We start from the raw sequence: 24595 nt of genomic DNA, 5'->3' as shown, positions 1-24595 counted from the left end.
TTTGCCTGACTCTGACCGGCGTTTGCGGAGCGCGCGTGATGAATCACTTCCCCAAGCTGTTATCGTCGCAAATCGGTTTCGACGTCGCGCAGACGATGCTCGAAGGGTTCAACCGTCACTATCGGATCTTTCGCGACGCCGCGATCCACGCGAAGACGCTGTTCGAAGCGGGCGATTGGCATGGCCTGCAAAAGCTCGCGCGCGAGCGCATCACGTCGTACGACGATCGCGTACAGGAATGCGTGCAGCTGCTCGAAGACGAGTACGACGCAGAGAAGATCGACAGCGAAGTGTGGCAGCAGATCAAGCTGCACTACATCGGTCTCCTGACCACGCACCGCCAGCCCGAATGCGCGGAAACGTTTTTCAATTCGGTGTGTTGCAAGATTCTGCACCGCTCGTATTTCAATAACGATTTCATTTTCGTGCGCCCGGCGATCTCGACCGAATACCTCGAGAACGACGAACCGGCCGCGAAGCCGACCTTTCGCGCGTATTACCCCGGTACTGATGGACTTGCCGCGACGCTGCAGCGAATCGTCACGAATTTCCAGCTCGATCCGCCGTTCGAGGATCTGACGCGCGACGTCGCCTGCATGATGCAGTCGATTCGCGAAGCGTTCGGCGTATTCGACGAAGCACCGAACTTCCAGATTCACGTGTTGTCGTCGCTGTTTTATCGCAACAAGGCCGCGTATATCGTCGGGCGCATCATCAACGGCGACGCGCTGCTGCCGTTCGCGGTGCCGCTGCGCCACGTGAAGCCGGGCCTGCTCGCGCTCGACGCGGTGCTGCTCAAGCGCGAGCAGTTGCTGATCATCTTCAGCTTCTCGCACTCGTATTTTCTGGTCGACATGGAAGTGCCGTCCGCGTATGTCGAGTTTCTGCGCACGGTGATGCCGGGCAAGCCGAAGGCGGAAATCTATACGTCGGTGGGTTTGCAGAAGCAGGGCAAGAATCTGTTCTATCGCGACCTGTTGCATCACCTATCGCATTCGAGCGACCGCTTCATCGTCGCGCCCGGCATCAAGGGCCTCGTGATGCTGGTGTTCACGTTGCCGTCGTTTCCGTACGTGTTCAAGCTGATCAAGGACAACTTTCCGCCACCGAAGGACACCACGCGCGCGCAGATCCAGCAGAAGTACCTGCTCGTCAAACGCCACGACCGGCTCGGCCGCATGGCCGACACGCTCGAATATTCGAGCGTCGCGCTGCCGCTCGCGCGCCTCGACGAAACGCTGTTGCGCGAACTCGAAAAGGAAGCCCCGTCGCTGATCGAGTACGACGGCGAGAACCTCGTGATTCGCCATCTGTACATCGAGCGACGCATGGTGCCGCTCAATCTGTTCCTGCAGAACGGCAACGACGACGACATCGAGCAGGGCATCAAGGAATATGGCAACGCGGTGAAGGAACTGATGCAGGCGAACATCTTCCCAGGTGACTTGCTGTACAAGAACTTCGGTGTCACGCGGCATGGCCGCGTCGTGTTCTACGACTACGACGAGATCGAATACCTGACCGACTGCAACGTGCGCGCGGTGCCGCCGCCGCGCAACGAGGAAGACGAAATGTCGGACGAGCCATGGTACGCGGTCGGTCCGCACGATATTTTTCCCGAGACGTACGGCGCGTTCCTGCTCGGCGATCCGCGCGTGCGCCGCTCGTTCATGCGGCATCACGCGGATTTCTTCGAGCCCGAGCTGTGGCAACGGCACAAGGATTCTCTGTTGAAGGGCGAGCTGCCCGATTTTTTCCCATACGACCGGAGCGTGCGCTTTTGCGTGCGTTATCCGGAGCGGTTCGCCGAAGCGCCCGATGCGCGGGCGGACGAACCAGATGTGCGCGTGGCTTGATGAATCCCACGAGGGTTCGCATCAGGCCACGCGCGGCAGTAGCCATCCAAGCTATCACCAAGGAGCTCGAACATGAGTGACGCAAACCACAGTGGTATCCATGCCGATCCGATCGTGATCGTCAGCGCGGCGCGCACGCCGATGGCCGGCTTTCAGGGCGACTTCGCGTCGCTGAGCGCGCCGCAACTCGGCGCGGTCGCGATCAAGGCGGCCGTGGAGCGGGCGGGTCTGAAGCCCGAGCAGATCGACGAAGCGGTGATCGGCTGCGTGCTGCCCGCCGGCCTCGGTCAGGCGCCCGCACGCCAGGCCGCGCTCGGCGCCGGTCTGCCGCTCGCCACCGGCTGCACGACGGTCAACAAGATGTGCGGCTCCGGCATGCGCGCGGCGATGTTCGCGCACGACATGCTGGCCGCGGGCTCACTCGACGTGATCGTCGCGGGCGGCATGGAGAGCATGACGAACGCGCCGTATCTGCTGCCCAAGGCGCGCGGCGGCATGCGCATGGGCCACGGCCAGGTGCTCGACCACATGTTCCACGACGGCCTCGAAGATGCCTACGACAAAGGCCGTCTGATGGGGACGTTCGCCGAGGAATGCGCGGCGTCGTTCGACTTCACGCGCGAGGCGCAGGACGCGTTCGCGGTCGAGTCGCTGAACCGCGCGAAGCGCGCGAACGAGGACGGCTCGTTCGACTGGGAAATCGCGCCGGTCACGGTACCGGGCCGCAAAGGCGACCTCACGATCGCGCGCGACGAGCAGCCGTTCAAGGCCAACCTCGACAAGATCCCTACGCTGAAGCCCGCATTCAGCAAGACAGGCACCGTGACGGCGGCGAACTCGTCGTCGATCTCGGACGGCGCCGCCGCGCTCGTGATGATGCGCGAGTCCACCGCGAAACGGCTGGGCGTCACGCCGCTCGCGCGCGTCGTCGGTCATTCGACGTTCGCGCAGGAGCCCGCGAAGTTCACCACCGCGCCGGTCGGCGCGATCCGCAAGCTGTTCGGCAAGAATGGCTGGCGCGCCGGCGACGTCGATCTGTACGAAATCAACGAAGCGTTCGCGGTCGTCACCATGGCCGCGATGAGAGAGCACGAGTTACCGCACGGCAAGGTCAACGTGAACGGCGGCGCGTGCGCGCTCGGCCATCCGATCGGCGCCTCGGGCGCACGCATTCTCGTGACGCTGATCGGCGCGCTCAGAAAGCGCGGTCTGAAGCGCGGCGTCGCGGCGCTGTGTATCGGCGGCGGCGAAGCGACCGCGATGGGTATCGAACTGATCTGAAGCGTCGGCAAAACTGCGAGGAATACGATGAAAACAGTGTTGATCGTCGGTGCGTCGCGCGGCATCGGCCAGGAATTCGTACGGCAATACCTGAGGAGCGGCTGGCGCGTGCTCGCGACCGCGCGCGACGGCGCCGCGCTCGACGGGCTCAACGCACTCGGCGCCGAGACCTTCGCGCTCGACGTCACCGTGCCCGAGCAGGTCTCGGCGTTCGGCTGGAAGCTCGACGGCGAACGGCTCGATGCGGCGATCCTGGTATCGGGCGTGTACGGCCCGCGCACCGACGGCATCGAAACGGTCAGCGCCGAGGACTTCGATCACGTGATGCACACGAACGTACGCGGCCCGATGCAGTTGCTGCCGATCCTGCTGCCGCTCGTCGAGGAAACGGACGGCGTGCTCGCGGTGATATCGAGTCGCATGGGCAGCATCGCCGATGCGAGCGGCACGACCGGCTGGCTATATCGCGCGAGCAAGGCGGCGCTGAACGACGTGCTGAAGCTCGCGTCGCTCGACGCGCAGCGAGCGACCTGCGTGTCGCTGCATCCCGGCTGGGTGCGCACCGACATGGGCGGCGCGCAAGCCGCGCTCGATCCGGCGCGCAGCGTCGCCGGCATGCGCGAGGTGCTGGCGCAGGCGGCCGCATCGCGCGACGCGTTCCACGGCCGCTTCTTTCAGCACGACGGCACGCAGCTCGACTGGTAGGAGAGACGTTCATGGTGCTTGATCAGGATCACTTGATGGTGCGCGACGCACTGCGCACCTTCGTGCGCGAAGCGATCACGCCGTACGCGGCGCAATGGGACCGCGAGCGCATTTTTCCGCGCGACGTGCACCGGCAGCTCGCCGAACTGGGCGCCTATGGCGTGCTGGTGCCCGAAGCGTATGGCGGCGCCGGCATGGACGCGCTCGCGCTCGCCTTGATCCTCGAAGAAATCGCGGCAGGCGACGGCGGCACGTCGACCGCGATCTCGGTGAACAACTGCCCGGTGTGCAGCATCCTGCTGACTTACGGCAACGACGCGCAGAAGCGCGACTGGCTCACGCCGCTCGCGCGCGGCGAGATGCTCGGCGCGTTCTGCCTGACCGAGCCGCAGGCGGGCTCGGATGCGTCGGCGCTGCGCACCACCGCGACGCGCGACGGCGACGTGTACGTGCTGAACGGCGTCAAGCAGTTCATCACCAGCGGCAAGAACGGCGACGTCGCGATCGTGATGGCCGTCACCGACAAGGCAGCCGGCAAGCGCGGCATCAGCGCGTTCATCGTGCCCACCGGCACGCCGGGCTACGTGGTCGCGCGTGTCGAGGACAAGCTCGGACAGCATTCGTCGGATACCGCGCAGATCGTGTTCGACGCGTGCCGCGTGCCGGCCTCGAACCTGATCGGCGCGCCAGGCGAAGGCTACCGGATCGCTTTGTCGGGTCTCGAAGGCGGGCGCATCGGCATCGCCGCGCAAAGCGTCGGCATGGCGCGCGCCGCGTTCGAGGCCGCATTGAGTTACGCGAAAGAACGCGAAAGCTTCGGGGCGCCGCTGTTTTCACACCAGGCGGTGCAGTTCCGTCTCGCCGAGATGGCGACGCAGCTCGAAGCCGCGCGTCAATTGATCTGGCATGCGGCGTCACTGAAGGACGCAGGCCTGCCGTGTCTGACCGAAGCCGCGATGGCAAAACTGTTCGCCTCCGAAGCGGCCGAGCGCATCTGCTCGGCCGCCTTGCAGATTCACGGCGGCTACGGCTATCTGAGCGACTTCCCGGTCGAGCGGATTTACCGCGACGTGCGCGTGTGCCAGATCTACGAAGGCACGAGCGACATCCAGAAGATTCTGATCGCTCGCGCGCTCAACTGAAATTTCAATGAACAAGCCATTGTTGCCACTGCAAAGACCTGTCGACTGTCCGTGCGGCGGCGCCACGCCCGACGCACGCGGGGGCCCCGCGACTCAAGCGCCGCGTTTCGCGCAATGCTGCGGCCGCTATATCGACGGCGGCGAAGCGGCGCCCCGCGCGCTCGAACTGATGCGCTCGCGTTACAGCGCGTACGTGCTCGGCGCGACCGACTACCTGCGCGCAACGTGGGACGCCCGCACCTGCCCCGCCGATCTCGACGCCGACCCGGCCGCGCCCGACGCGCCCCGTTGGCTCGGACTGCAGATCAAAGCGTTCGCCGAAAGCGATGCCGATCACGCGACTGTCGAATTCATCGCCCGCTACAAAGTGGGGGGACGTGCGCATCGGTTGCACGAATCGAGCCGCTTCCTGCGCGGCGATGATGGCCGCTGGTGTTATGTCGATGGAGACGTCGACGAATAAGCTTCATTTGTTGGCCTCGCGCCACAGCACTTATGCGACCTTGGCTCGCCGCTTCCCGCCACCCGTCGGCAGCCCTTGCCCCGCAAGGCTTTGAAGCCTCGCTCGCGGATCTCGCAATTTTTTCGCCGCGGGTTCTCCTTGATTGCACAAAACAAAATTGTCGTGCCAGGATGAGCCCGTAGTTTCATGACGTCACATTGCGAGAGCGGGTCACACCTGCTCCACATCAGGTGGCGCTCATCCTCGGCGCGTGGGGTCGCGCCGGCCGTTGGGTTCATCCCGTGCAATCCCGATTGCGTGCGTGCGCTTGCCGCACAACGTACGCGAGTGAGTCTTTTTGTGTCGAAAACGCGAATGAAAGCTGACCGTCAGCAGCGTTTTCGCCACCGGACAGCACGGAGTTCAGGACAGGTCTTTCAGGCAGGTGCGTCGATGGTGTTGAGCAAGGTTCTGACGAAGTGTGCGGCGATCTGCGCCGCGGCCACGTGCGCTGTCGCGATCGCGCACGCCGATCCGCTCACCTACACATCCGCTTCGACACAGAACGCGACACCGCAGAGCGACACGCAAGGGCCGCTGTCGCGCGCCCGCGTGCCGCGCCTCGCGCTCGACGACGACGTCTACCTGCCCACTGCGCACCTGAACGAAAAGGTCATCCGCGTGCCGGTCGACGCCGCCGGCACAGTCACGCTCGAAACCACGATCTATAAGCCGGACGGCCCCGGCCCGTTCCCGATGATCGTGTTCAACCACGGCAAGATTCAAGGCGACCCGCGCACCCAGGAACGCAGCGACCCGCTGCCGTTTGCGCGGGAATTCGTGCGCCGCGGCTATGTGGTGGTCGCGCCGAACCGCCAGGGCTTCGGTCACTCGGACGGCGTGTACGAGCAGGACGGCTGCGACGTCGAGCGCAATGGCCTCGGCCAGGCCGGCGACGTTGCCGCGACGATCGATTACATGTCGAAGCAGCCTTATGTCGACGCGACGCACATCGCGGTGGCCGGCACCTCGCATGGCGGTCTGGCGACGATCGCGTACGGCACCGAAGCGGCGTCCGGCGTGCGCGCGCTGATCAATTTCTCGGGCGGCCTGCGCCAGGACGCCTGCGAAGACTGGCAAGGCAATCTGACACGCGCATTCGGCGCGTACGGCGAGAAGACCACGGTGCCGTCGCTGTGGCTCTATGGCGATAACGATTCGGTGTGGAACGCGCCGCTCGTCGCGAGCATGTACGCCGCGTATCGCGCGCACGGCACGAGCGTCAAGATGGTCGATTTCGGCAAGTACAAGAACGACGCGCATCGGCTGGTCGGCGACCGCGACGGCGTGCACGTGTGGTGGCCGATCGTCGAAGCATTCCTCGCGCGCGCCGGTATGCCGACGGCGGTGCAGTATCACGTCGCCGATCCGGCCGCGCCGAAGGCAACCGGCTTCGCCGCGCTCGACGCGATCGACGCGGTGCCGTACCTCGACAACGAGGGCCGCAATGGCTATCGAAACTTCCTGCATCAGTATCCGAGTCGCGCGTTCGCGGTGTCGGATTCGGGCGCGTGGTCGTGGGCCGAGGGCGGCGACAATCCGATGTCGGTGGCGGTGGCGAATTGCCAGAAGCAGAGCTCCGATCCGTGCCGGCTGTATGCGGTGGACAACGCGGTCGTGTGGGGCAACCAGAACTCGCAGACGGCCGATGCGCGTGATGCCGATGCCAACGGCCGGCCAGCGATGGCGAGCCGCGAGTGAAGCACCCATAGAGCCGTGAATCGCGCCTGATTCTGACGTGCCCCAAGCCCGCCGTATTCGGCGGGCTTTTTCTTGGGCGCTCGATTCGCCCGAAAAACACCCGGGCAACCCTGATTCTGGCCAGTAATAGCCCATTACTTTGACGTCGCTAACTCCGTCGATTGGCGAGCTTCCATCACGAAGTCGAACGAGCTGCATCGAACGGCGCCAAACCTCGATGCCACCGTGAAAAAACGGGCATTTCGTGGTTGATGCGCGCGACCCAATAAACCGCTAATCTCGACCCCGCGCACTCGCCGAGGCTTGCGTGCGTGGAAAAAAAGCATCCTGGAGTACCCCTTTGGAAAAGTCAGCAGTTCCCCCCGTCGCCCCCCAAGATTGGGTCGCCCGCAGCCTGCGCGCGGTGTGGCATCCGTGCACGCAGATGAAGCACCACGAACGTCTGCCGCTGATCCCCGTCGCGCGCGGCCAAGGCGCATGGCTGTTCGATCGCGCGGGTCATCGCTATCTCGATGCGATCAGCTCGTGGTGGGTCAATCTGTTCGGTCACGCCAATCCGCGCATCAACGCAGCGCTGAAAGACCAGCTCGATACGCTCGAACACGCGATGCTCGCCGGCTGCACGCACGAGCCCGCCATCGAACTCGCCGAACGTCTGCACGCGTTGACCGGCAACACGCTCGGCCACGCGTTTTTCGCATCGGATGGCGCGTCCGCCGTCGAGATCGCGCTGAAGATGAGCTTTCACAGCTGGCGCAACCGGGGCTACGCCGACAAGCAGGAATTCGTCTGTATCGCCAACAGCTACCACGGCGAGACGATCGGCGCGCTCGGCGTGACCGACGTCGCACTGTTCAAGGACGCATACGACTCGCTGATCCGCCACGCGCACGTCGTCGCCTCGCCCGATGCGCGGCTCGCGCAAGCGGGCGAAACCGCCGCCGACGTCGCACGCCGCGCGCTCGACCCTGTGCGCGCGCTGTTCGAGGCGCGCGCGAACCGCATCGCTGCGCTGATCGTCGAGCCGCTCGTGCAATGCGCGGCCGGCATGGCGATGCACGACGCGTCGTACCTCGCCGGATTGCGCGCGTTGTGCGACCAGTACGGCGTGCATCTGATCGCCGACGAAATCGCAGTCGGCTGCGGCCGCACCGGCACGTTCTTCGCGTGCGAACAGGCGGGCGTGTGGCCCGACTTCCTGTGTTTGTCGAAAGGCATCAGCGGCGGCTATCTGCCGCTGTCGATCGTGCTGTCGCGCGACGAGATCTTCGCGGCCTTCTATCACGACGACACCGCGCGCGGCTTCCTGCACTCGCACTCGTACACCGGCAATCCGCTCGCGTGCCGCGCCGCGCTCGCCACGCTCGATCTGTTCACGAGGGACGACGTGCTTGCCGCCAACGCGCGCAAATCGGCGACGCTCGCGGCCGCGCTTGCGCCGCTCGCCGAGCACCCGCACGTGCGCAATCTGCGTCAGCGCGGCACGATCTTCGCATTCGACGCGGTGATCGATGACCCCGAGCAAGCCAAAACATTCTCGCGCCGCTTCTTCGAAAACGCGCTGCAGCGCGAGCTGTTGCTCCGCCCGATCGGCACCACCGTGTACCTGATGCCGCCGTACATCCTCGATGACGAAGAACTCGCGCTGCTCGCCGCGCGCACGCGCGACACCTTCGACGCCACCCTCGCGGAGGCCCGCTGATGCATCTGCTCGACACGCTCGCCGAAGCGCTCAAGGAACTCGACGCCCGCGGTCTGCGCCGCCGCCGCCGCACCGCGGATACGCCGTGCGCCGCGCACATGCGCGTCGACGGCCGCGACATCATCGGCTTCGCCAGCAACGACTATCTGGGCCTCGCCGCGCATCCACAATTGATCGACGCGATCGCTGAAGGCGCGCGCCTGTACGGCGCGGGCAGCGGCGGCTCGCATCTGCTCGGCGGTCATTCGCGCGCGCATGCGCAACTCGAAGACGATCTCGCCGAATTTGCCGGCGGCTTCGTCGACAACGCCCGCGCGCTGTATTTCAGCACCGGCTATATGGCGAATCTCGCGACGCTGACCGCACTCGCGGGCCGCGGCACGACGCTGTTCTCCGATGCGCTCAATCACGCTTCGCTGATCGACGGCGCGCGGCTGTCGCGCGCGGACGTGCAGATCTATCCGCACTGCGACATGGATGCATTGAGCGCGATGCTCGAAGCGTCGGAGGCGGACGTCAAGGTGATCGTGTCCGACACGGTGTTCAGCATGGACGGCGACATCGCGCCGCTGCCGCGTCTGCTCGAGCTCGCGCAGCGGCACGGCGCATGGCTGATCGTCGACGATGCGCACGGCTTCGGCGTGCTCGGCCCGCAAGGCCGCGGCGCGATCGCGCAAGCCGCGCTGCGCTCGCCGCATCTGATCTCGATCGGCACGCTCGGCAAGGCGGCGGGTGTCTCCGGCGCGTTCGTCGCCGCGCATGCGACCGTGATCGAATGGCTCGTGCAGCGCGCGCGTCCGTATATCTTCACGACGGCGTCGGTGCCGGCGGCCGCGCATGCGGTGTCGGCGAGTCTGCGCATCATCGGTGGCGAGGAAGGGGATGCGCGCCGCGCGCATCTCCAGCAGCTGATCGAACGCACGCGCGCGATGCTGCAAGCGACGCCGTGGCTGCCCGTCGATTCGCATACGGCCGTTCAGCCGCTGATCATCGGCGCGAACGATGCGACGCTCGAGATCGCCGCGTCGCTCGACCGCGCAGGGTTGTGGGTGCCCGCCATCCGTCCGCCGACCGTGCCGACCGGCACGTCGCGCCTGCGCATTTCGCTGTCGGCCGCGCACTCGCACGCGGATCTCGACCGGCTCGAAGCCGGCCTGCAACAGGTTGGAGCGCGCGCGGCATGAGCAACCTGAATAACGATGACGGCACGCTGTCGCTGTTCGTCACCGGCACCGATACGGAAATCGGCAAGACGTTCGTGTCGTCGGCGCTATTACGCGGCTTCGTGCGCGAAGGTCTGCAGGCGGCCGCGATGAAGCCGATCGCGGCGGGCGCGTTCGAAGTGAACGGCGTGCTGCACAACGAGGACGCGGATCAACTCGACGCCGCATCGAGCGTGCTGCTGCCGCCTGCTATGCGCACGCCGTATCTGCTAAAGGAACCGGCCGCGCCGCACATCGCGGCCGCGCTGGAAAACGTCTCGTTCGATCTCGAGCGCATCGTTGCGTGCCACCGCCAGGCGCTGAAGCTTGCCGAGGTTGTCGTGGTCGAAGGTGTCGGCGGTTTTCGCGTGCCCTTGACCGCGACGCAGGACACCGCCGACCTCGCCGTCGCGCTCGAGCTACCGGTCGTGCTGGTGGTCGGCATGCGGCTCGGCTGCATCAGCCATGCGCTGCTGACTGCCGAAGCGATCGCCGCGCGCGGTCTCACGCTCGCGGGCTGGGTCGCGAATCGCATCGACCCGGAGATGACTTTCCCCGACGAAAACATCGCCTCGATTCGTGCGCATCTCGCTCACGCTTACGACGCGCCGTTGCTCGGCGTCGTGCCGTACACCAGCCCGCTGTCGCCGGAGCTTGCGGCGCAACAGCTCGACATTCGACGGCTTTTGCAAACGCTGCGCCACTTGCGCGCGGCATAGCGCTGCTGCGCAGCGCCGAACTATTTCATCCGTTTACGAGGATCGATCACATGACACAACTGAATATCGCAGCGGGCACCGCCGAAGCGAGCGCCGCCAACAGCAATCCGACCGCAGCCGCCACTGAAGCGAAGCCGCTCGCGCGCTGGCGCGTCGCCGATATCGTCGCGCTGTACGAACTGCCGTTCAACGACTTGCTGTTTCGCGCGCAGCAAACGCATCGCGAGCATTTCGACGCGAATGCGGTGCAACTGTCGACGCTGCTGTCGATCAAGACGGGTGGCTGCGAAGAAGATTGCGCGTATTGTCCGCAATCGGTGCATCACGACACCGGCCTCGCGGCCGACAAGCTGATGGCCGTCGACGACGTGCTCGCCGCCGCGCAGGTCGCCAAACAGAACGGCGCGACGCGCTTCTGCATGGGCGCCGCGTGGCGCAATCCGAAAGACCGCCACCTGGAGCCGATCAAGGACATGATCCGCGGCGTGAAGGCGATGGGCCTCGAAACCTGCGTGACGCTCGGCATGCTCGAAACGCACCAGGCGCACGCGCTGCGCGATGCGGGCCTCGACTACTACAACCACAATCTCGATACGTCGCCGGAGTTCTACGGCCAGATTATTTCGACGCGCACCTACCAGGATCGGCTCGACACGCTCGAGCGCGTGCGCGACGCGGGTATCAACGTGTGCTGCGGCGGCATCGTGGGCATGGGCGAATCGCGCCGCGAACGCGCGGGGCTGATCGCGCAGCTCGCGAACATGGAGCCGTATCCGGAATCGGTGCCGATCAACAATCTGGTGCAGGTGCAAGGCACGCCGCTGACAGGCACCGAAGCGATCGATCCGTTCGAATTCGTGCGCACGATCGCGATCGCGCGCATCACGATGCCGCGCGCCATGGTGCGTCTATCCGCCGGCCGCGAGCAAATGGACGAGGCATTGCAGGCGATGTGCTTCCTCGCAGGCGCGAATTCGATTTTCTACGGCGATCAGTTGTTGACCACGAGCAACCCGCAGGCGGAAGCGGATCGCAAGCTGCTCGCGCGTCTGGGGATTCGCGCTGAAGCGGCGCAGCAGATGCCGGTCGATCAGAGTGGGTGCGAGCATGGGTGTGCTCATGGGCATGAGGATCATGGCGTGGCGAATTGAGTCGCGGAAGCGCTGAGCCGCCAGCCCGCATGCGCCAGGCGCCCCGAAAGTGCTCACACGAGCGCATGCTTCGGGGTTTCGATGGCCTCTTCCCCAAAGCGCAGCGGCGCCGCGCAATGCACGAGCGTATCGACGAAGTACTTCGCGCGCGGCCACGGCCCGAATCCCGCCGCCGTATTGATATGCCCCGCGTCGCCGAGATTGATGAACGCGCTGCCGAAGCGCTGCGCGAGATCGCGCGCGTCGGCGAGCGTCATCCACGGATCGGTTTCGCTGCCGATCAGGATCGACGGCACGCCCAGCCGTCGCGCGTCGAACGGTCCCGCGAATTCGAACTTGCGCGGACTCGCGGGCGCAACGAACAGCACGCCCACCACGTCGCTGGCGAGCGCGCCTTGCTGCAACGCATGCGCGGTCGCGAGGCAGCCGAAGCTATGCGCGGCCAGCACGAACGGACCGCGTTCACGCGCGAGCAGATCGCGCAACGACTTCGCCCATAGCGCGAGATCGGGCGCGTCCCAATTGGCCTGGTCGACGCGCAACGAGCGTGCGAACTGCCGCTCCAGCCATGTTTGCCAATGCGCGCCTTCGCTGCCGTGCAGGCCGGGAACGGTGACGAGCCGCGGCGGCCAGCTCGATCGGGTGCATGAAAGCATGGGCGTGCCTCGCTGCGCAGGGAATCCGGGCATTCATTGTCCCGCTCAACGGCGCGTCGATGAACCAAGTTTTTATGCTTTCGTTATCGGGCCAACAAACAGCGCGGCCGGTACGCGCGAGCCCGACGCCCACGACGGCATGCATCTCAAAGCGCACGTCCGTGCACGAATGCGCGCGATCGGCGTCGAAAAAGTAGAATGAAGCCTATTCGTAACGGGAGGAGACCCGATGTCAAACGCGTCGCCCCATTGCCGTGACGCGCTCCGGGTCCGCCCCGCGCATGCTCATATCGACGCCAAAGCATTCCGGACCGCATGAAAATACTCTTCTACGCACCGCACACCGAAGCCGCCGGGTGGCTCCACGACTTCGCGCGCGCGTTGCCCGCGGCCGAACTGCGCGAATGGCAGCCCGGCGACACCGCGCCGGCCGATTTCGCGGTGGTCTGGCGTCCGCCGCGCGAGATGCTGGCCGGCCGCAATACGCTGCGCGCGATCTTCAATCTCGGCGCGGGCGTCGATGCGATTCTCGCGCTCGAACGCGCGCACCCGGGCACGTTGCCGCCCGAGGTGCCGCTGATCCGCCTCGAAGACACCGGCATGGGCGCGCAGATGGCCGAGTACGTGACGCATGCGGTGCTGCGCTATCTGCGCCGCTTCGACGAATACCAGATGCTGCAAGGTGAGCGCCGCTGGAAAGTGCTCGAGCCGCATCCGCGCGCAAGTTTCACGGTGGGCGTGCTCGGCCTCGGCGTGCTCGGCACGCAGGTCGCGCAAACGCTCGCTTCGTTCGGCCTGCCGGTGCGCGGCTATAGCCGCGGGGCCAAGCAGATCGACGGCATCGCGACGTTCGCCGGCAACGCGCAGTTCGATCGTTTCCTCGACGGCCTGAAGGTGCTCGTCAATCTGCTGCCGCATACGCCCGACACGGAAAGCGTGCTCAACGCGCAAACCTTCGCGAAGCTCGCGCGCGGCGCCTATCTGATCAACGTCGCGCGCGGCGCGCATCTGGTCGAAGCGGACCTGCTCGCTGCGCTCGCGAGCGGCCAGCTCGCCGCCGCGACGCTCGACGTGTTCCGCGAGGAACCGCTGCCCGCCGATCATCCGTTCTGGCGCGAGCCGCGCATCACGATCACGCCGCACACGTCGGCGCTGACGTTGCGCGAGGACAGCGTCGCGCAGGTTGCGGACAAGATCGGCGCGATGATGCGCGGTGAGCAGGTGAGCGGCGCAGTGCAGCTGGCGCGCGGCTACTGAGGGAAAACCGCTCGCGCGCGTCGCAGGCGCGCGGGCTGAATTGAATTGCCGCAACGCGGCAGCCCCCATTCTCGATGGGACAGCGATAAACCGCATCGGATCGGAGACACATCATGGCCTTACCGAAGCAAGTGAAAATCGTCGAAGTGGGTCCGCGCGACGGGCTGCAGAACGAGAAGGAATTCGTGCCGACCGCGACCAAGATCGAGCTGATCAACCGACTATCGGCGGCGGGCTTGCGCAACGTCGAAGCGGCATCGTTCGTCTCGCCCAAATGGGTCCCGCAGATGGCCGACGGCGCCGACGTGATGGCCGGCATTGAGCGTCGCGCGGGTACGATCTACTCGGTACTGACGCCGAACCTGCGCGGCTTCGAAGGCGCGCTCGCCGCCCACGCCGACGAGATCGTGATCTTCGGCGCGGCGAGCGAGGCGTTCTCGCAGAAGAACATCAACTGCAGCATCGCGCAGAGCATCGAGCGCTTCGCGCCGGTTGCCGCAGCGGCGAAAGAACATCAGCTGCGTATTCGCGGCAGCGTGTCGTGCGCGCTCGGCTGTCCGTATCAGGGCGAGGTGCCGGTCGCGTCGGTCGTCGACGTCGTCAAGCGCTTCGCGGCGCTCGGCTGCGACGAGATCGATATCGCCGACACGATCGGCGTCGGCACACCCAGGCGCACCCGCGAAGTATTCGAGGCGGTGGCCCAGGTGTTTCCGCGCGAGCACCTGTCGGGGCACTTTCACGATACCTATGGCCAGGCGCTTGCCAACATCTATGCGGCGCTGCTCGAAGGCGTCGAGATCTTTCATGCATCGGTCGCGGGGCTCGGCGGCTGTCCGTATGCGAAGGGCGCGACCGGCAACGTCGCGACCGAAGACGTGCTGTACCTGATGAACGGCCTCGGCATCGAGACTGGCATCGACCTCGCGCAAGTGGTCGAAATCGGCGACTTCATGTCGAATGCGATCGGCCGGCCCAACGTGTCACGCGCCGGCAAAGCGCTGCTCGCGAAGGCGCGCAGCGAAGCGAACACCTGCGTATAACCACAGCATCCATTTTCATTCAGGGTCCCAAACGATGAACGACCTCACGTCCTTCGACTCCGACGATCTCGCCGCGCTGCCCGACTCGGCACGCCGCGTCGCGCTGCTGCTGCGCGAACGCGGTCACGCCGGGCGAATCGTGATGCTGCCGGAAACCGGCAAGACTTCCGCCGAAGCGGCCGCCGGACTCGGCTGCTCGGTCGCGCAGATCGCGAAGTCGATCCTGTTCCGGCGCCGCGAAGACGACGCGCCGGTGCTCGTGATCGCGAGCGGTGCGAATCGCGTCGACGAAAAGAAAGTGGCCGCGCAGGTCGGCGAGATCGGCCGCGCGGACGCGAAGTTCGTGCGCGAAAAAACCGGCTATGCGATCGGTGGCGTGTGCCCGGTCGGTCATGCGACCGAGCCGGTCACGCTGATCGATGCCGATCTGCTCGAGTTGGAGAGTCTGTGGGCCGCCGCCGGTCATCCCCACGCGGTGTTCAATTTGACCGCGCAGGAGCTGATCGCGCTGACGGGCGCGCCGGTCGTCGAGGTCGCGTTGCGCGAGCCGGCCTGAATACGATGGCGAGCGGCAACGAATACGATCACAACGACGACGGCGGTGGCGTGCCGTCGCCGTGCATCAGCGTGTGCAGGATGGATGCATCGACGGGCTGGTGTGAAGGATGCCTGCGCACGATCGACGAAATCGCCGGCTGGTCGACGCTCGACGACGACGCGAAGCGCGCGGTGTGGGACGCGATCGAAGCGCGTCACGCGGAGTTCATGGCGACGCGCACACCATCGACGGCGAGGGACAAGCCATGAACGCCGCGCCGCGCGTCGTGACGCCCGGTGAGACATTCAGTTCGACGCTCGAGTTGTCGGTGGATTCGATCAAATCGTTCGCGACGCTCGTCGTGGATCTGAACCCGCTGCATCACGATGAAGCGTATGCCGCGCAAAGCCGCTTTGGCGGCTTGATCGCGTCGGGCACGCAACCCACCGCGTATTTCATGGCGCTGCTCGCCACGCATTTCTCGACCTACGCGCAGCCGCTGGGCCTCGAATTCGATATCAAGCTGAAGAAGGCGGTGCACGCGCACGACACGCTGACAATCACATGGCGCGTGCGCGACGCGCACTGGAAGCCGAGCTTGAACGGCGACCTGACCTTCCTCGAAGGTTCGGTGGTCAATCAGCGCGGCGAACTGATGTTGACGGGCACCTCGACGATCCTCGTGATGCCGAAGCCCGACGCAGCCGCGGACGCGCACGCGAGCACGGCCACGCCATGATCGCGCTGCCCGCATCGATCCGGGTTTTCGAGCGCGGCTGGCTGTCGTCGAACAACGTGCTGCTGGTCGACGACACATGCGCGACGCTCGTCGACACCGGCTATGCGACGCACGCATCGCAAACGGTCGCGCTGGTACGCAACGCGTTGCGCACGCGGCCGCTCGATCTGATCGTCAACACGCACCTGCATTCGGATCATTGCGGCGGCAACGCGCTGTTGCAGGCCACGTGGCCATGCCGCACGCTGATCCCTTCACCCGAAGCCGATGCCGTGCGCGACTGGGACCCAGCGCGCCTTAGCTTTCGCGCGACCGGTCAAACCTGCGAGCGCTTCGGTTTCACCGGCACGCTCGCACCCGGTGCGCACTTGCGGCTAGGCGCGCTCGACTGGCAAGTGCTCGGCGCGCCCGGCCACGACCCGCATTCATTGATGCTCTATTGCGCGGACGAACGCTTGCTGATTAGCGCAGACGCGCTATGGGAACATGGCTTTGGCGTGATATTTCCCGAGCTCCAAGGCGAAAGCGGCTTCGCCGAGCAGCAGGCCGTGCTCGACCTGATCGCGACGCTCGACGTGCGCGTCGTCATCCCAGGCCACGGCGCGCCGTTCACGCATGTCGACGCGGCGCTCGAACGCGCGATGTCGCGCCTCGCCTGGCTGCGCGCCGATCCCGCGCGCAACGCAAAGAACGCCCTGAAGGTGCTGATCGCATTCAAGCTGCTCGACGTCCGCGAGATGAGTGTGGATGCGCTGCTGCGCATGCTCGACGACGCGGCCGCGATGCGCGCGGCCGCGTCGATGCTGAAGCCGCGCGGCGAATGGCCGGTGTTGCTGAAGGGAATGATCGGGGAGCTCGCGGCGAACGGTGGCCCGCTCGAAGTGGACGGCACGCGTATTCTTGCGCGGCGTTGAACTACGATGCGACCGGTTCGGCCGGCGCGGCGAAGAAGCGCACCGGAACGCAAAACCGAGCCCCCAAAAAGAAAACCGCTCGACGAAGCGAGCGGCGGAACATCTGTTGGACGTGATCAGCGTCGCTATCAATGATACGCGCGCGGGTTTTTGCATCGCATCGGTGATTTCCCTACGGCAATTTGACGCCACGTTTACCAATGCATACATGATCTGTCATCAAACGGCGTTAGGCGCTTGAATGTTTGTGCGTTATTCCGGAATCCGTAGCAATTTCCGATTCGGCATCACGTGGACGGTAAGCGCTTTTTCTGCGGCACGATCCGCCACCCGAGATTGACGCCCGCCGCCGCCAGCAGAATCAGCGCGGCGCCGAACACCTGAATCCATGCGAGCGTCTGTCCGAACGCAAGCCGGTCGACAATGATCGCGACCACCGGATAGATGAACGACAACGCGCCCGTCATCGACGTCGGCAGCTTCTGAATCGCGCCATACAGCAGCACGTACATGAGCCCGGTGTGGACGACGCCGAGCACGACCAGTTCGAGCCACTGCGCGCCGCTTGCCGGCAACGCATCGAAGCGCACGAACGGCGCGAGCAACAGCACGCCGAGTGAGACCTGGATCAGCGCGAGCAGATGCGGCGGCGTGCCCTTCAGCCGCTTCGTGATGATCGACGACACGGCGTACATCGCCGCCGCACCGACCGCGTAGGCGACGCCGGCCAGATACTGCCCCGGCACCGCGAGCACGGCCGGCTCGACCTTCACGACGAACACGAGCCCGACGAACGCGACCACGAGCCACACGATCGTCGAGGCGCTGATGCGCTCGCGAAACACCAGCGCGCCGAGCCCGACCAGCATGAACGGCTGCGTGTTGTAGACGGCCGTCGCCATCGAAATCGACGCGCGTGAATACGCGGCGAATAGCAACACCCAGTTCATGACGATCGCCGCGCCGCCGAGTAACGCGAGACCGAGCATCTTCCACGAGAACAGCTCGCGGCGAAACAGTCCGAGCGCCGCGCACACGAGCGCAAGCGTCGCGCCACCGAAGATGCAGCGGAAAAACACCACGTTGAAAGGGCTTTGCTGTGACGACACGACGAGCCAGCCGATCGTGCCCGACATCAGCATCGCGATGCTCATCTCCGCCGCGCCGCGGCGGATGTCGCTGGACGTACCGCTTGCGGTAGGCGCGGAAGCCTTGTTCGAAGCCATGATTCGATCCGGGATTGATGCCTGCATGACTGGCAGTGTAATTAATCCGCCCGCGCGAATACATGGCTAAACTTAAGCGTTTCCGCGTTTTCACCTGATAAACGAAGGCCATCATGAGCAAACGCCTTGCATTGACTGCACCGATCGCCCTCGACGACACCGACCGCGCGCTGCTCGCCGCGCTCGCGCAGGACGCGCGCCAACCGGTCAGCGAACTCGCGCGCATCGTCGGTCTATCGGCGCCCAGCACGGCCGAACGCGTGCGACGGCTCGAAGCGCAAGGCGTGATCGAGCGCTTCACCGTGCAAATCGATGCGCGCGCGCTCGGCTTCGCGCTGCAGGCGATCGTGCGTGTGAAGCCGCTACCCGGCCAGCTGCATCTGGTGGAGGAGGTGATCCGGCGCATTCCTGAGTTCGTCGAATGCGACAAGGTGACCGGTGACGACTGTTTCATCTGCCGCCTGTACCTGCATTCGATCGAGCAGCTCGACGAGATCCTGTCGAAAGTGACCGAGCGCGCGGAGACCAGCACCGCGATCGTCAAGTCGACGCCGGTTGCGCGGCGGCTGCCGCCGCTCGGCTAGCGAAGGTCCATCGAAGGTCCAACGAAGGCCGCGCGAAGCGGCCCGTCGCTCATCGTTCGACCGGTTCGAAAAACGACAGCATCTCGGCGACCAGTTCGTCCGGCGCTTCCTCGGGCAGATAGTGCCCGCACGATAGCGCGCGGCCACTCACGTCACGCGCCACATGGCGCCATTCGTCGAGCGGAACGAAGCATTTTTCGATCACGCCCTTGTCGCCCCACAGCACCCGCAGCGGACAGCCGATCTTGTTGCCGCGCTCGATATCGGCGCGATCATGCTCGAGATCGATGCTCGCCGACGCACGATAGTCCTCGCACATTGCGTGCACCGCGCCGGGTTGTGCGAGTGCCGCACGGTAGGCGTCGAGCGCGGCGGGAGCGAACGGTGCGAGGCCCGCATGACGGCCGCCCATCACCGCGTCGACATAAGCCGTTGGATTTGCCCCAATCAACGTTTCGGGCAGCGGCTCCGGTTGAATCAGGAAGAACCAATGGAAGTAATGCGTCGCGAAGGTGCGGTCGGTGGCTTCGTACATCGCGAGCGTCGGCGCGATATCGAGCAGCATCAGACGCTCGACCGCGTCGGCGTGATCGAGCGCCATGCGGTGCGCGACGCGCGCGCCGCGGTCGTGCGCGCAAACGAGGAAGCGCTCGAAGCCGAAGTGGCGCATCACCGCGACCTGGTCGGCGGCCATCGCGCGTTTCGAATACGGCGTGTGCGCCGCATCGCTCGGCGGTTTACCCGACGCGCCGTAGCCGCGCAGATCGGTCGCGATCACGGTGAAGTGCTGCGCGAGCGGCGTGGCACAGCGCTCCCAGATCAGATGCGATTGAGGATGGCCATGCAGCAGCAGCAGCGGCGGCCCCACGCCGCCCTTCACTCCAAAGATATCGGCATCGCCCACGGCGACGCGAAAAGGCGTGAAATTCTCGAAGGCCATGACGTCTCGTTGGTCGTTTCAGGGTCCGTGCATTGTAGAAGGCCGAGAGCTCCTCGCGGGTGGGATAGCCCACGCTGACGTCGAACCTGAATACTCCTTCGAACCGTTCCCCACGTCCCGCTGCACGTCTCGCCTATAATCGAACGATCGTTCATAAAATGTTCTTGGCGGCTTCGGCATGCGTTTCATGCGAATGCAACATGCATCCGCCGCAAGCCGCGTGCCGCTAAACTCATCTCAGGCCGGGCGCGCGCGTCGCACCGGTTGTCCCAATCTGGAGACTCGCACCATGGCATTGCCCGCTGTTCTGCAAAACCTCACGCTGCCCGTCGTCGCATCGCCGATGTTCATCGTCAGCTATCCCGAACTCGTGCTGGCGCAGTGCAAGGCCGGTATCGTCGGCTCGTTCCCGGCTCTGAACGCGCGCCCGGCAGAGCTGCTCGACGACTGGCTGACGCAGATCCAGGCGCAACTCGCAGAACACAAGGCCGCGAACCCGGATGCGGTCATCGGGCCGATCGCGGTCAATCAGATCGTCCATCAGTCGAATGCGCGGCTCGAACACGACGTGCGCGTCTGTGTCGAGCACAAGGTGCCGATTTTCATCACGAGCCTGCGTGCGCCGGCACGCGAGATCGTCGATGCGGTGCATAGCTATGGCGGCGTCGTGCTGCACGACGTGATCAATCTGCGTCATGCGCAGAAGGCGCTGGAAGCCGGTGTCGACGGGCTGATTCTCGTCGCGTCGGGCGCGGGCGGCCACGCGGGCACCACCTCGCCGTTCGCACTGGTGGGTGAAGTGCGACGCATTTTCGACGGGCCGATCGTGCTGTCGGGCTCGATCGCGAACGGCGGTTCGATTCTCGCCGCACAGGCGATGGGCGCGGACCTCGCGTACATGGGCACCCGCTTCATCGCGACCCAAGAAGCGCACGCGGTCGACAGCTATAAGCAGGCGATCGTCAATGCGAAGGCGTCGGACATCATCTACACGAATCTGTTCACGGGCGTGCACGGCAACTACATCCGCGAGAGCATCAGGAACGCGGGGCTCGATCCCGACGCGCTGCCCGAATCGGACAAGAGCAAGATGAACTTCGGCGGCGACAAGGCGAAGGCGTGGAAGGACATTTGGGGCGCGGGTCAGGGCGTCGGCCTGATGGACGACGTGCCGAACGTCGCCGAACTCGTGCAGCGTCTGAAGAAGGAATACAACGACGCGAAGGCGCGGCTCGGCATCGCGCGCTGAAGTGTCGAACGGAGCCGGCCAGCCAGCTCGCTGACCTACATGTTCCGCCGATACTGCCCGCCCACCTCAAATAGCGCGTGGGTGATCTGTCCGAGCGAACACACGCGCACCACGTCCATCAGCGCGGCGAACACGTTGCCGTCGTCGATCACCGCGCGCTTGAGGCGTTCGAGCGCCGGCGGCGCGGCGTCGCGGTGGCGCGCCTGGAAGTCGCGCAACCGCTGCAGCTGACTCTGCTTTTCCGCGTCGGTGGAACGCGCGAGCACCAGCGGCCGCGGCGCTTCATGCGGATGCGCGCTCACGAACGTATTCACGCCGACGATCGGATACGAGCCGTCATGCTTGCGATGCTCGTACAGCATCGACTCGTCCTGAATCCGTCCGCGTTGATAGCCGGTTTCCATTGCGCCGAGCACGCCGCCGCGCTCGGTGAGCCGCTCGAACTCGGCGAGCACCGCTTCCTCGACCAGATCGGTCAGCTCGTCGATCACGAAGCTGCCCTGATGCGGATTCTGATTCTTCGCGAGCCCCCATTCGCGATTGATGATCAGCTGGATCGCGACCGCACGACGCACCGATTCCTCGGTCGGCGTCGTGATCGCTTCGTCGAACGCATTGGTGTGCAGCGAGTTGCAGTTGTCGTAGATCGCGATCAGTGCCTGCAGCGTCGTGCGGATATCGTTGAAATCGATCTCCTGCGCGTGCAGGCTGCGGCCCGACGTCTGCACGTGATACTTGAGCTTCTGGCTGCGCTCGTTCGCGCCATAGCGCTCGCGCATCGCGATCGCCCAGATGCGCCTTGCGACGCGGCCGAGCACCGTGTACTCCGGGTCCATGCCGTTCGAGAAGAAGAACGACAGATTCGGTGCGAAGTCGTCGATCGACATGCCGCGCGCGAGATACGCCTCCACGTACGTGAAGCCGTTCGCGAGCGTGTACGCGAGCTGCGAGATCGGGTTCGCGCCAGCCTCGGCGATGTGATAGCCGGAAATCGACACCGAATAGAAGTTGCGCACGCCGTGCTCGACGAAATACGCCTGAATGTCGCCCATCACCTTCAGGCTGAATTCGGTCGAGAAGATGCAGGTGTTCTGCCCCTGGTCTTCCTTCAGGATGTCGGCCTGTACGGTGCCGCGCACGTTTTCGAGCGCGGCGCGGCGCGTTGCGGCGAGTTCCGCCTCGGTCAGCGCCCGGCCTTGTTCCGCTTCTTTGCGCGCGATCTGCTGGTCGATCGCGACGTTGAAGAACATCGCGAGGATCGTCGGCGCAGGGCCGTTGATCGTCATCGAGACCGACGTATCCGGCGAGCACAGGTCGAAGCCGTCGTACAGCGTCTTCATGTCGTCGAGCGTCGCGACCGACACGCCCGAATTGCCGACCTTGCCATAGATATCCGGGCGCTCGTGCGGCTCTTCGCCGTACAGCGTCACCGAGTCGAACGCGGTGGATAGCCGCTTGGCCGGCATGCCTTCCGACAGCAGCTTGAAGCGGCGATTCGTCCGCTGCGGATCGCCCTCGCCCGCGAACATGCGCGTCGGGTCTTCATTCTCGCGGCGAAACGGAAACACGCCGGCGGTGAACGGGAAATAGCCGGGCAGATTGTCGAGCATCAGCCAGCGCAGAATCTCGCCGTGATCGACGAATTTCGGCAGCGACACTTTGCGGACTGCGGAGCCGGACAGCGTCGTGACCGTTAGCGCGGTGTGGATCTCACGTTCGCGGATGCGCACCACATGTTCGTCGCCGGAATACGCGGCCACCGTTTGCGGCCACGCGTCGAGCAGCTTGCGTTCGCGCTCGCCGAGCCCGGCGCCGCGTTGGTCGATCAGCGCATCGAGCGACGCAACGTCGCCGCCTGCCTCGCCGAGCATGCGGCGCGTCTCGACGAGTTGCCAGCGCTCGCGCGCGATTTGCGCCTGTGCGTCGGCCCGCTCGCGATAGCCGCGTACCGTCTGCGCAATGTCGGCCAGATAGCGCACGCGCGCGGGCGGCACGATCGCGTGCAGATTGCTCGAGAAGCGCAGACCTTCGGACCCACCGAGCCGCGCGCCGCCTTCGCGCAGGCCGTGCGTGCGCAGTGCATTAGCGATGTGCCGGTAAAGTGCGGTCACGCCGTCGTCGTTGAAGCGCGACGCGATCGTGCCGAACACCGGCATCGCGTCGGGCGGTGTCGCGAAGTCGCCGCGGTTGCGCTGCACCTGCTTCGCGACGTCGCGCAGCGCATCCTGCGCCCCGTTGCGATCGAACTTGTTGATCGCAACGAAGCTCGCAAAGTCGAGCATGTCGATCTTCTCGAGCTGACTCGCGGCGCCGAACTCGGGTGTCATCACGTACAGCGATTCGTCGACGAACGGCACGATCGCCGCATCGCCCTGGCCGATCCCCGAGGTTTCGACGACGATCAGATCGAAGCCCGCGACCTTGCACAGCATTAGCGCGGCGGGCAGCGAGTCGGAAATTTCGCTCGATGCCTCGCGCGTCGCCATCGAGCGCATATAGATGCGGGCGCCGCCTCGCCAATCGCCGATCGCGTTCATGCGGATCCGGTCGCCGAGCAGTGCGCCGCCGGATTTGCGGCGCGACGGATCGATCGCGAGCACGGCGATCGTCAGCGTGTCGCCGTAGTCGAGCCGGAAGCGGCGGATCAGCTCGTCGGTCAGCGACGACTTGCCCGCGCCGCCGGTGCCGGTAATGCCGAGCACGGGCACGCGCGGCGCTTGCGCGAGCGTCGATAGCTGGTCGCGCGCGGCGGCGTCGACGGTATTCGTTTCGAACGCGCTGATCAATTGCGCGAGGCGGCGGAAGATCGGCGCGACAAGATCGGCGGGGTGCGCACCGGGCGCCGTGCCGGCGCGCGGTGCGTTGGCCTCATCGCCACGCGGCAACGGCCGCGCGGTCAGTTCGGCGAGCCATTCGCGCACCGGCGCCGGCCGCGCCGCGTCGGTCGCGCGCGCGGCTTCGACGCAGCGCGCGATCATGTCGTCGATCATGCCTTGCAGACCGAGCCGCTGGCCGTCGTGAGGCGAGTAGATTTTTTCGACGCCGTCGCGTTCGAGCGCGGCAATTTCTTCGGGGACGATCACGCCGCCGCCGCCGCCGAACACCTTGATGCGCTCGCCGCCGCGCGCGCGCAGCAACTCGACGAGGTAGCGGAAGTATTCGTTGTGGCCGCCCTGGTAGCTCGACACGGCGACGCCGTCGGCGTCCTCGTCCAGCGCGGCGGTCGCGACTTCAGCGACGGAGCGGTTGTGGCCGAGGTGAATCACCTCGACGCCGCTTGCCTGCAGGATGCGCCGCATGATGTTGATCGACGCGTCGTGGCCGTCGAACAGCGCGGCGGCGGTGACGAAGCGCAGGCGCCGGCCCGCGGGCAGCTCGTGGCTGCCGGCACGCTGCGGCGTGGACAGATCGGTCATGTCTCCCCCAGATCATTCGACTGACGGGTATTGACAGTCAGTATATAGAAACGGGGTAGGACGGCGGCGGCGCGC

The 24595-nt window shown here is 65.5% G+C and carries 22 protein-coding genes; 18 read left to right on the top strand and 4 right to left on the bottom strand.

Annotated features, from left to right (window positions below; translation table 11 throughout):
- Positions 1-38: 38 nt before the first annotated feature.
- From aceK to bioB, 10 genes are all read left to right on the top strand, one after another.
- Entirely contained in the window at positions 39-1856 is a 1818-nt protein-coding gene (gene aceK, locus BJG93_RS01050; RefSeq protein WP_027199522.1) for a bifunctional isocitrate dehydrogenase kinase/phosphatase, read from the top strand.
- Positions 1857-1928: 72 nt separating this feature from the next.
- On the top strand, positions 1929-3137 hold the full coding sequence (locus BJG93_RS01045) for an acetyl-CoA C-acetyltransferase (RefSeq protein WP_027199521.1): 1209 nt from the start codon (positions 1929-1931) through the stop codon (positions 3135-3137).
- Between the two features lie 27 nt (positions 3138-3164).
- On the top strand, positions 3165-3842 hold the full coding sequence (locus BJG93_RS01040; protein WP_027199520.1) for an SDR family oxidoreductase: 678 nt from the start codon (positions 3165-3167) through the stop codon (positions 3840-3842).
- 11 nt (positions 3843-3853) lie between these two features.
- Positions 3854-4984, top strand: a complete 1131-nt coding sequence (locus BJG93_RS01035) for an acyl-CoA dehydrogenase family protein (RefSeq protein WP_027199519.1) — start codon at positions 3854-3856, stop codon at positions 4982-4984.
- A gap of 7 nt (positions 4985-4991) precedes the next feature.
- Positions 4992-5447, top strand: a complete 456-nt coding sequence (locus BJG93_RS01030; protein WP_027199518.1) for a YchJ family protein — start codon at positions 4992-4994, stop codon at positions 5445-5447.
- Positions 5448-5879: 432 nt separating this feature from the next.
- The gene (locus BJG93_RS01025) at positions 5880-7187 is read left to right on the top strand and encodes a dienelactone hydrolase family protein (protein ID WP_027199517.1); all 1308 of its coding nucleotides are present in this window, start codon (positions 5880-5882) and stop codon (positions 7185-7187) included.
- A 340-nt stretch (positions 7188-7527) separates the two neighbouring features.
- Positions 7528-8889 carry an adenosylmethionine--8-amino-7-oxononanoate transaminase gene (gene bioA, locus BJG93_RS01020; protein WP_027199516.1) on the top strand — a complete coding sequence of 454 codons (1362 nt, stop codon included), beginning with the start codon at positions 7528-7530 and terminating at the stop codon, positions 8887-8889.
- Complete coding sequence (bioF, locus tag BJG93_RS01015) at positions 8889-10073, top strand: 8-amino-7-oxononanoate synthase (RefSeq protein WP_027199515.1); 1185 nt, start codon at positions 8889-8891, stop codon at positions 10071-10073. The genes bioA and bioF overlap by 1 nt, the downstream gene beginning before the upstream one ends.
- The gene (gene bioD, locus BJG93_RS01010) at positions 10070-10810 is read left to right on the top strand and encodes a dethiobiotin synthase (RefSeq protein WP_027199514.1); all 741 of its coding nucleotides are present in this window, start codon (positions 10070-10072) and stop codon (positions 10808-10810) included. The genes bioF and bioD overlap by 4 nt, the downstream gene beginning before the upstream one ends.
- A gap of 50 nt (positions 10811-10860) precedes the next feature.
- The gene (bioB, locus tag BJG93_RS01005) at positions 10861-11961 is read left to right on the top strand and encodes a biotin synthase BioB (protein WP_027199513.1); all 1101 of its coding nucleotides are present in this window, start codon (positions 10861-10863) and stop codon (positions 11959-11961) included.
- A gap of 53 nt (positions 11962-12014) precedes the next feature.
- Here bioB and BJG93_RS01000 read toward each other — a convergent pair whose 3' ends face one another.
- Entirely contained in the window at positions 12015-12617 is a 603-nt protein-coding gene (locus BJG93_RS01000) for an RBBP9/YdeN family alpha/beta hydrolase (protein ID WP_027199512.1), read from the bottom strand.
- Positions 12618-12932: 315 nt separating this feature from the next.
- Between BJG93_RS01000 and BJG93_RS00995 the strand changes: the two genes are divergently transcribed.
- The 6 genes from BJG93_RS00995 (at position 12933) to BJG93_RS00970 (ending at position 17105) form a co-directional block, all read left to right on the top strand.
- Positions 12933-13874, top strand: coding sequence for a 2-hydroxyacid dehydrogenase (locus BJG93_RS00995; protein WP_027199511.1), 942 nt, complete (start codon positions 12933-12935; stop codon positions 13872-13874).
- A gap of 113 nt (positions 13875-13987) precedes the next feature.
- Positions 13988-14914, top strand: a complete 927-nt coding sequence (locus tag BJG93_RS00990; protein ID WP_027199510.1) for a hydroxymethylglutaryl-CoA lyase — start codon at positions 13988-13990, stop codon at positions 14912-14914.
- Between the two features lie 34 nt (positions 14915-14948).
- A complete protein-coding gene (locus BJG93_RS00985; RefSeq protein WP_027199509.1) occupies positions 14949-15470 on the top strand; it encodes a YbaK/EbsC family protein in 522 nt (173 codons plus the stop codon).
- A 5-nt stretch (positions 15471-15475) separates the two neighbouring features.
- A complete protein-coding gene (locus tag BJG93_RS00980) occupies positions 15476-15721 on the top strand; it encodes a DUF1289 domain-containing protein (protein ID WP_027199508.1) in 246 nt (81 codons plus the stop codon).
- On the top strand, positions 15718-16191 hold the full coding sequence (locus BJG93_RS00975) for a MaoC family dehydratase (protein ID WP_027199507.1): 474 nt from the start codon (positions 15718-15720) through the stop codon (positions 16189-16191). The genes BJG93_RS00980 and BJG93_RS00975 overlap by 4 nt, the downstream gene beginning before the upstream one ends.
- Entirely contained in the window at positions 16188-17105 is a 918-nt protein-coding gene (locus tag BJG93_RS00970) for an MBL fold metallo-hydrolase (RefSeq protein ID WP_027199506.1), read from the top strand. The genes BJG93_RS00975 and BJG93_RS00970 overlap by 4 nt, the downstream gene beginning before the upstream one ends.
- A 287-nt stretch (positions 17106-17392) precedes the next feature.
- Here BJG93_RS00970 and BJG93_RS00965 read toward each other — a convergent pair whose 3' ends face one another.
- Entirely contained in the window at positions 17393-18331 is a 939-nt protein-coding gene (locus BJG93_RS00965; protein ID WP_034479796.1) for a DMT family transporter, read from the bottom strand.
- A gap of 113 nt (positions 18332-18444) precedes the next feature.
- Between BJG93_RS00965 and BJG93_RS00960 the strand changes: the two genes are divergently transcribed.
- A complete protein-coding gene (locus tag BJG93_RS00960) occupies positions 18445-18915 on the top strand; it encodes an Lrp/AsnC family transcriptional regulator (protein ID WP_027199503.1) in 471 nt (156 codons plus the stop codon).
- 49 nt (positions 18916-18964) lie between these two features.
- Here the strand turns inward: BJG93_RS00960 and BJG93_RS00955 are convergent, their stop codons facing one another.
- Positions 18965-19855, bottom strand: coding sequence for an alpha/beta fold hydrolase (locus BJG93_RS00955; RefSeq protein WP_027199502.1), 891 nt, complete (start codon positions 19853-19855; stop codon positions 18965-18967).
- A gap of 289 nt (positions 19856-20144) precedes the next feature.
- On the opposite strand from BJG93_RS00955, the gene BJG93_RS00950 reads away from it, so the two are divergent.
- Positions 20145-21104, top strand: a complete 960-nt coding sequence (locus BJG93_RS00950; RefSeq protein WP_027199501.1) for an NAD(P)H-dependent flavin oxidoreductase — start codon at positions 20145-20147, stop codon at positions 21102-21104.
- Positions 21105-21139: 35 nt separating this feature from the next.
- On the opposite strand, the gene icmF is transcribed toward BJG93_RS00950, so the two are convergent.
- On the bottom strand, positions 21140-24520 hold the full coding sequence (gene icmF / locus BJG93_RS00945) for a fused isobutyryl-CoA mutase/GTPase IcmF (RefSeq protein WP_027199500.1): 3381 nt from the start codon (positions 24518-24520) through the stop codon (positions 21140-21142).
- Positions 24521-24595 lie beyond the last annotated feature (75 nt).

The sequence above is a fragment of the Paraburkholderia sprentiae WSM5005 genome (assembly GCF_001865575.2).
GTDB classification, from domain to species: domain Bacteria; phylum Pseudomonadota; class Gammaproteobacteria; order Burkholderiales; family Burkholderiaceae; genus Paraburkholderia; species Paraburkholderia sprentiae.
Note: the sequence above shows the minus strand (reverse complement) of the source record. Positions and strands in the feature narration are given on the sequence as shown.

Coding starts and splice junctions, on each gene's coding strand:
- bioB (WP_027199513.1), top strand. CDS start 10,861: ATGACACAACTGAATATCGCAGCGGGCACCGCCGAAGCGAGCGCCGCC.
- BJG93_RS01025 (WP_027199517.1), top strand. CDS start 5,880: ATGGTGTTGAGCAAGGTTCTGACGAAGTGTGCGGCGATCTGCGCCGCG.
- BJG93_RS00990 (WP_027199510.1), top strand. CDS start 13,988: ATGGCCTTACCGAAGCAAGTGAAAATCGTCGAAGTGGGTCCGCGCGAC.
- icmF (WP_027199500.1), bottom strand. CDS start 24,520: ATGACCGATCTGTCCACGCCGCAGCGTGCCGGCAGCCACGAGCTGCCC.
- BJG93_RS00960 (WP_027199503.1), top strand. CDS start 18,445: ATGAGCAAACGCCTTGCATTGACTGCACCGATCGCCCTCGACGACACC.
- BJG93_RS01000 (WP_027199512.1), bottom strand. CDS start 12,617: ATGCTTTCATGCACCCGATCGAGCTGGCCGCCGCGGCTCGTCACCGTT.
- BJG93_RS00970 (WP_027199506.1), top strand. CDS start 16,188: ATGATCGCGCTGCCCGCATCGATCCGGGTTTTCGAGCGCGGCTGGCTG.
- bioD (WP_027199514.1), top strand. CDS start 10,070: ATGAGCAACCTGAATAACGATGACGGCACGCTGTCGCTGTTCGTCACC.
- BJG93_RS00985 (WP_027199509.1), top strand. CDS start 14,949: ATGAACGACCTCACGTCCTTCGACTCCGACGATCTCGCCGCGCTGCCC.
- BJG93_RS01040 (WP_027199520.1), top strand. CDS start 3,165: ATGAAAACAGTGTTGATCGTCGGTGCGTCGCGCGGCATCGGCCAGGAA.
- BJG93_RS01035 (WP_027199519.1), top strand. CDS start 3,854: ATGGTGCTTGATCAGGATCACTTGATGGTGCGCGACGCACTGCGCACC.
- BJG93_RS01030 (WP_027199518.1), top strand. CDS start 4,992: ATGAACAAGCCATTGTTGCCACTGCAAAGACCTGTCGACTGTCCGTGC.
- BJG93_RS00955 (WP_027199502.1), bottom strand. CDS start 19,855: ATGGCCTTCGAGAATTTCACGCCTTTTCGCGTCGCCGTGGGCGATGCC.
- BJG93_RS00975 (WP_027199507.1), top strand. CDS start 15,718: ATGAACGCCGCGCCGCGCGTCGTGACGCCCGGTGAGACATTCAGTTCG.
- aceK (WP_027199522.1), top strand. CDS start 39: ATGAATCACTTCCCCAAGCTGTTATCGTCGCAAATCGGTTTCGACGTC.
- BJG93_RS00950 (WP_027199501.1), top strand. CDS start 20,145: ATGGCATTGCCCGCTGTTCTGCAAAACCTCACGCTGCCCGTCGTCGCA.
- bioF (WP_027199515.1), top strand. CDS start 8,889: ATGCATCTGCTCGACACGCTCGCCGAAGCGCTCAAGGAACTCGACGCC.
- BJG93_RS00980 (WP_027199508.1), top strand. CDS start 15,476: ATGGCGAGCGGCAACGAATACGATCACAACGACGACGGCGGTGGCGTG.
- BJG93_RS00965 (WP_034479796.1), bottom strand. CDS start 18,331: ATGGCTTCGAACAAGGCTTCCGCGCCTACCGCAAGCGGTACGTCCAGC.
- BJG93_RS01045 (WP_027199521.1), top strand. CDS start 1,929: ATGAGTGACGCAAACCACAGTGGTATCCATGCCGATCCGATCGTGATC.
- BJG93_RS00995 (WP_027199511.1), top strand. CDS start 12,933: ATGAAAATACTCTTCTACGCACCGCACACCGAAGCCGCCGGGTGGCTC.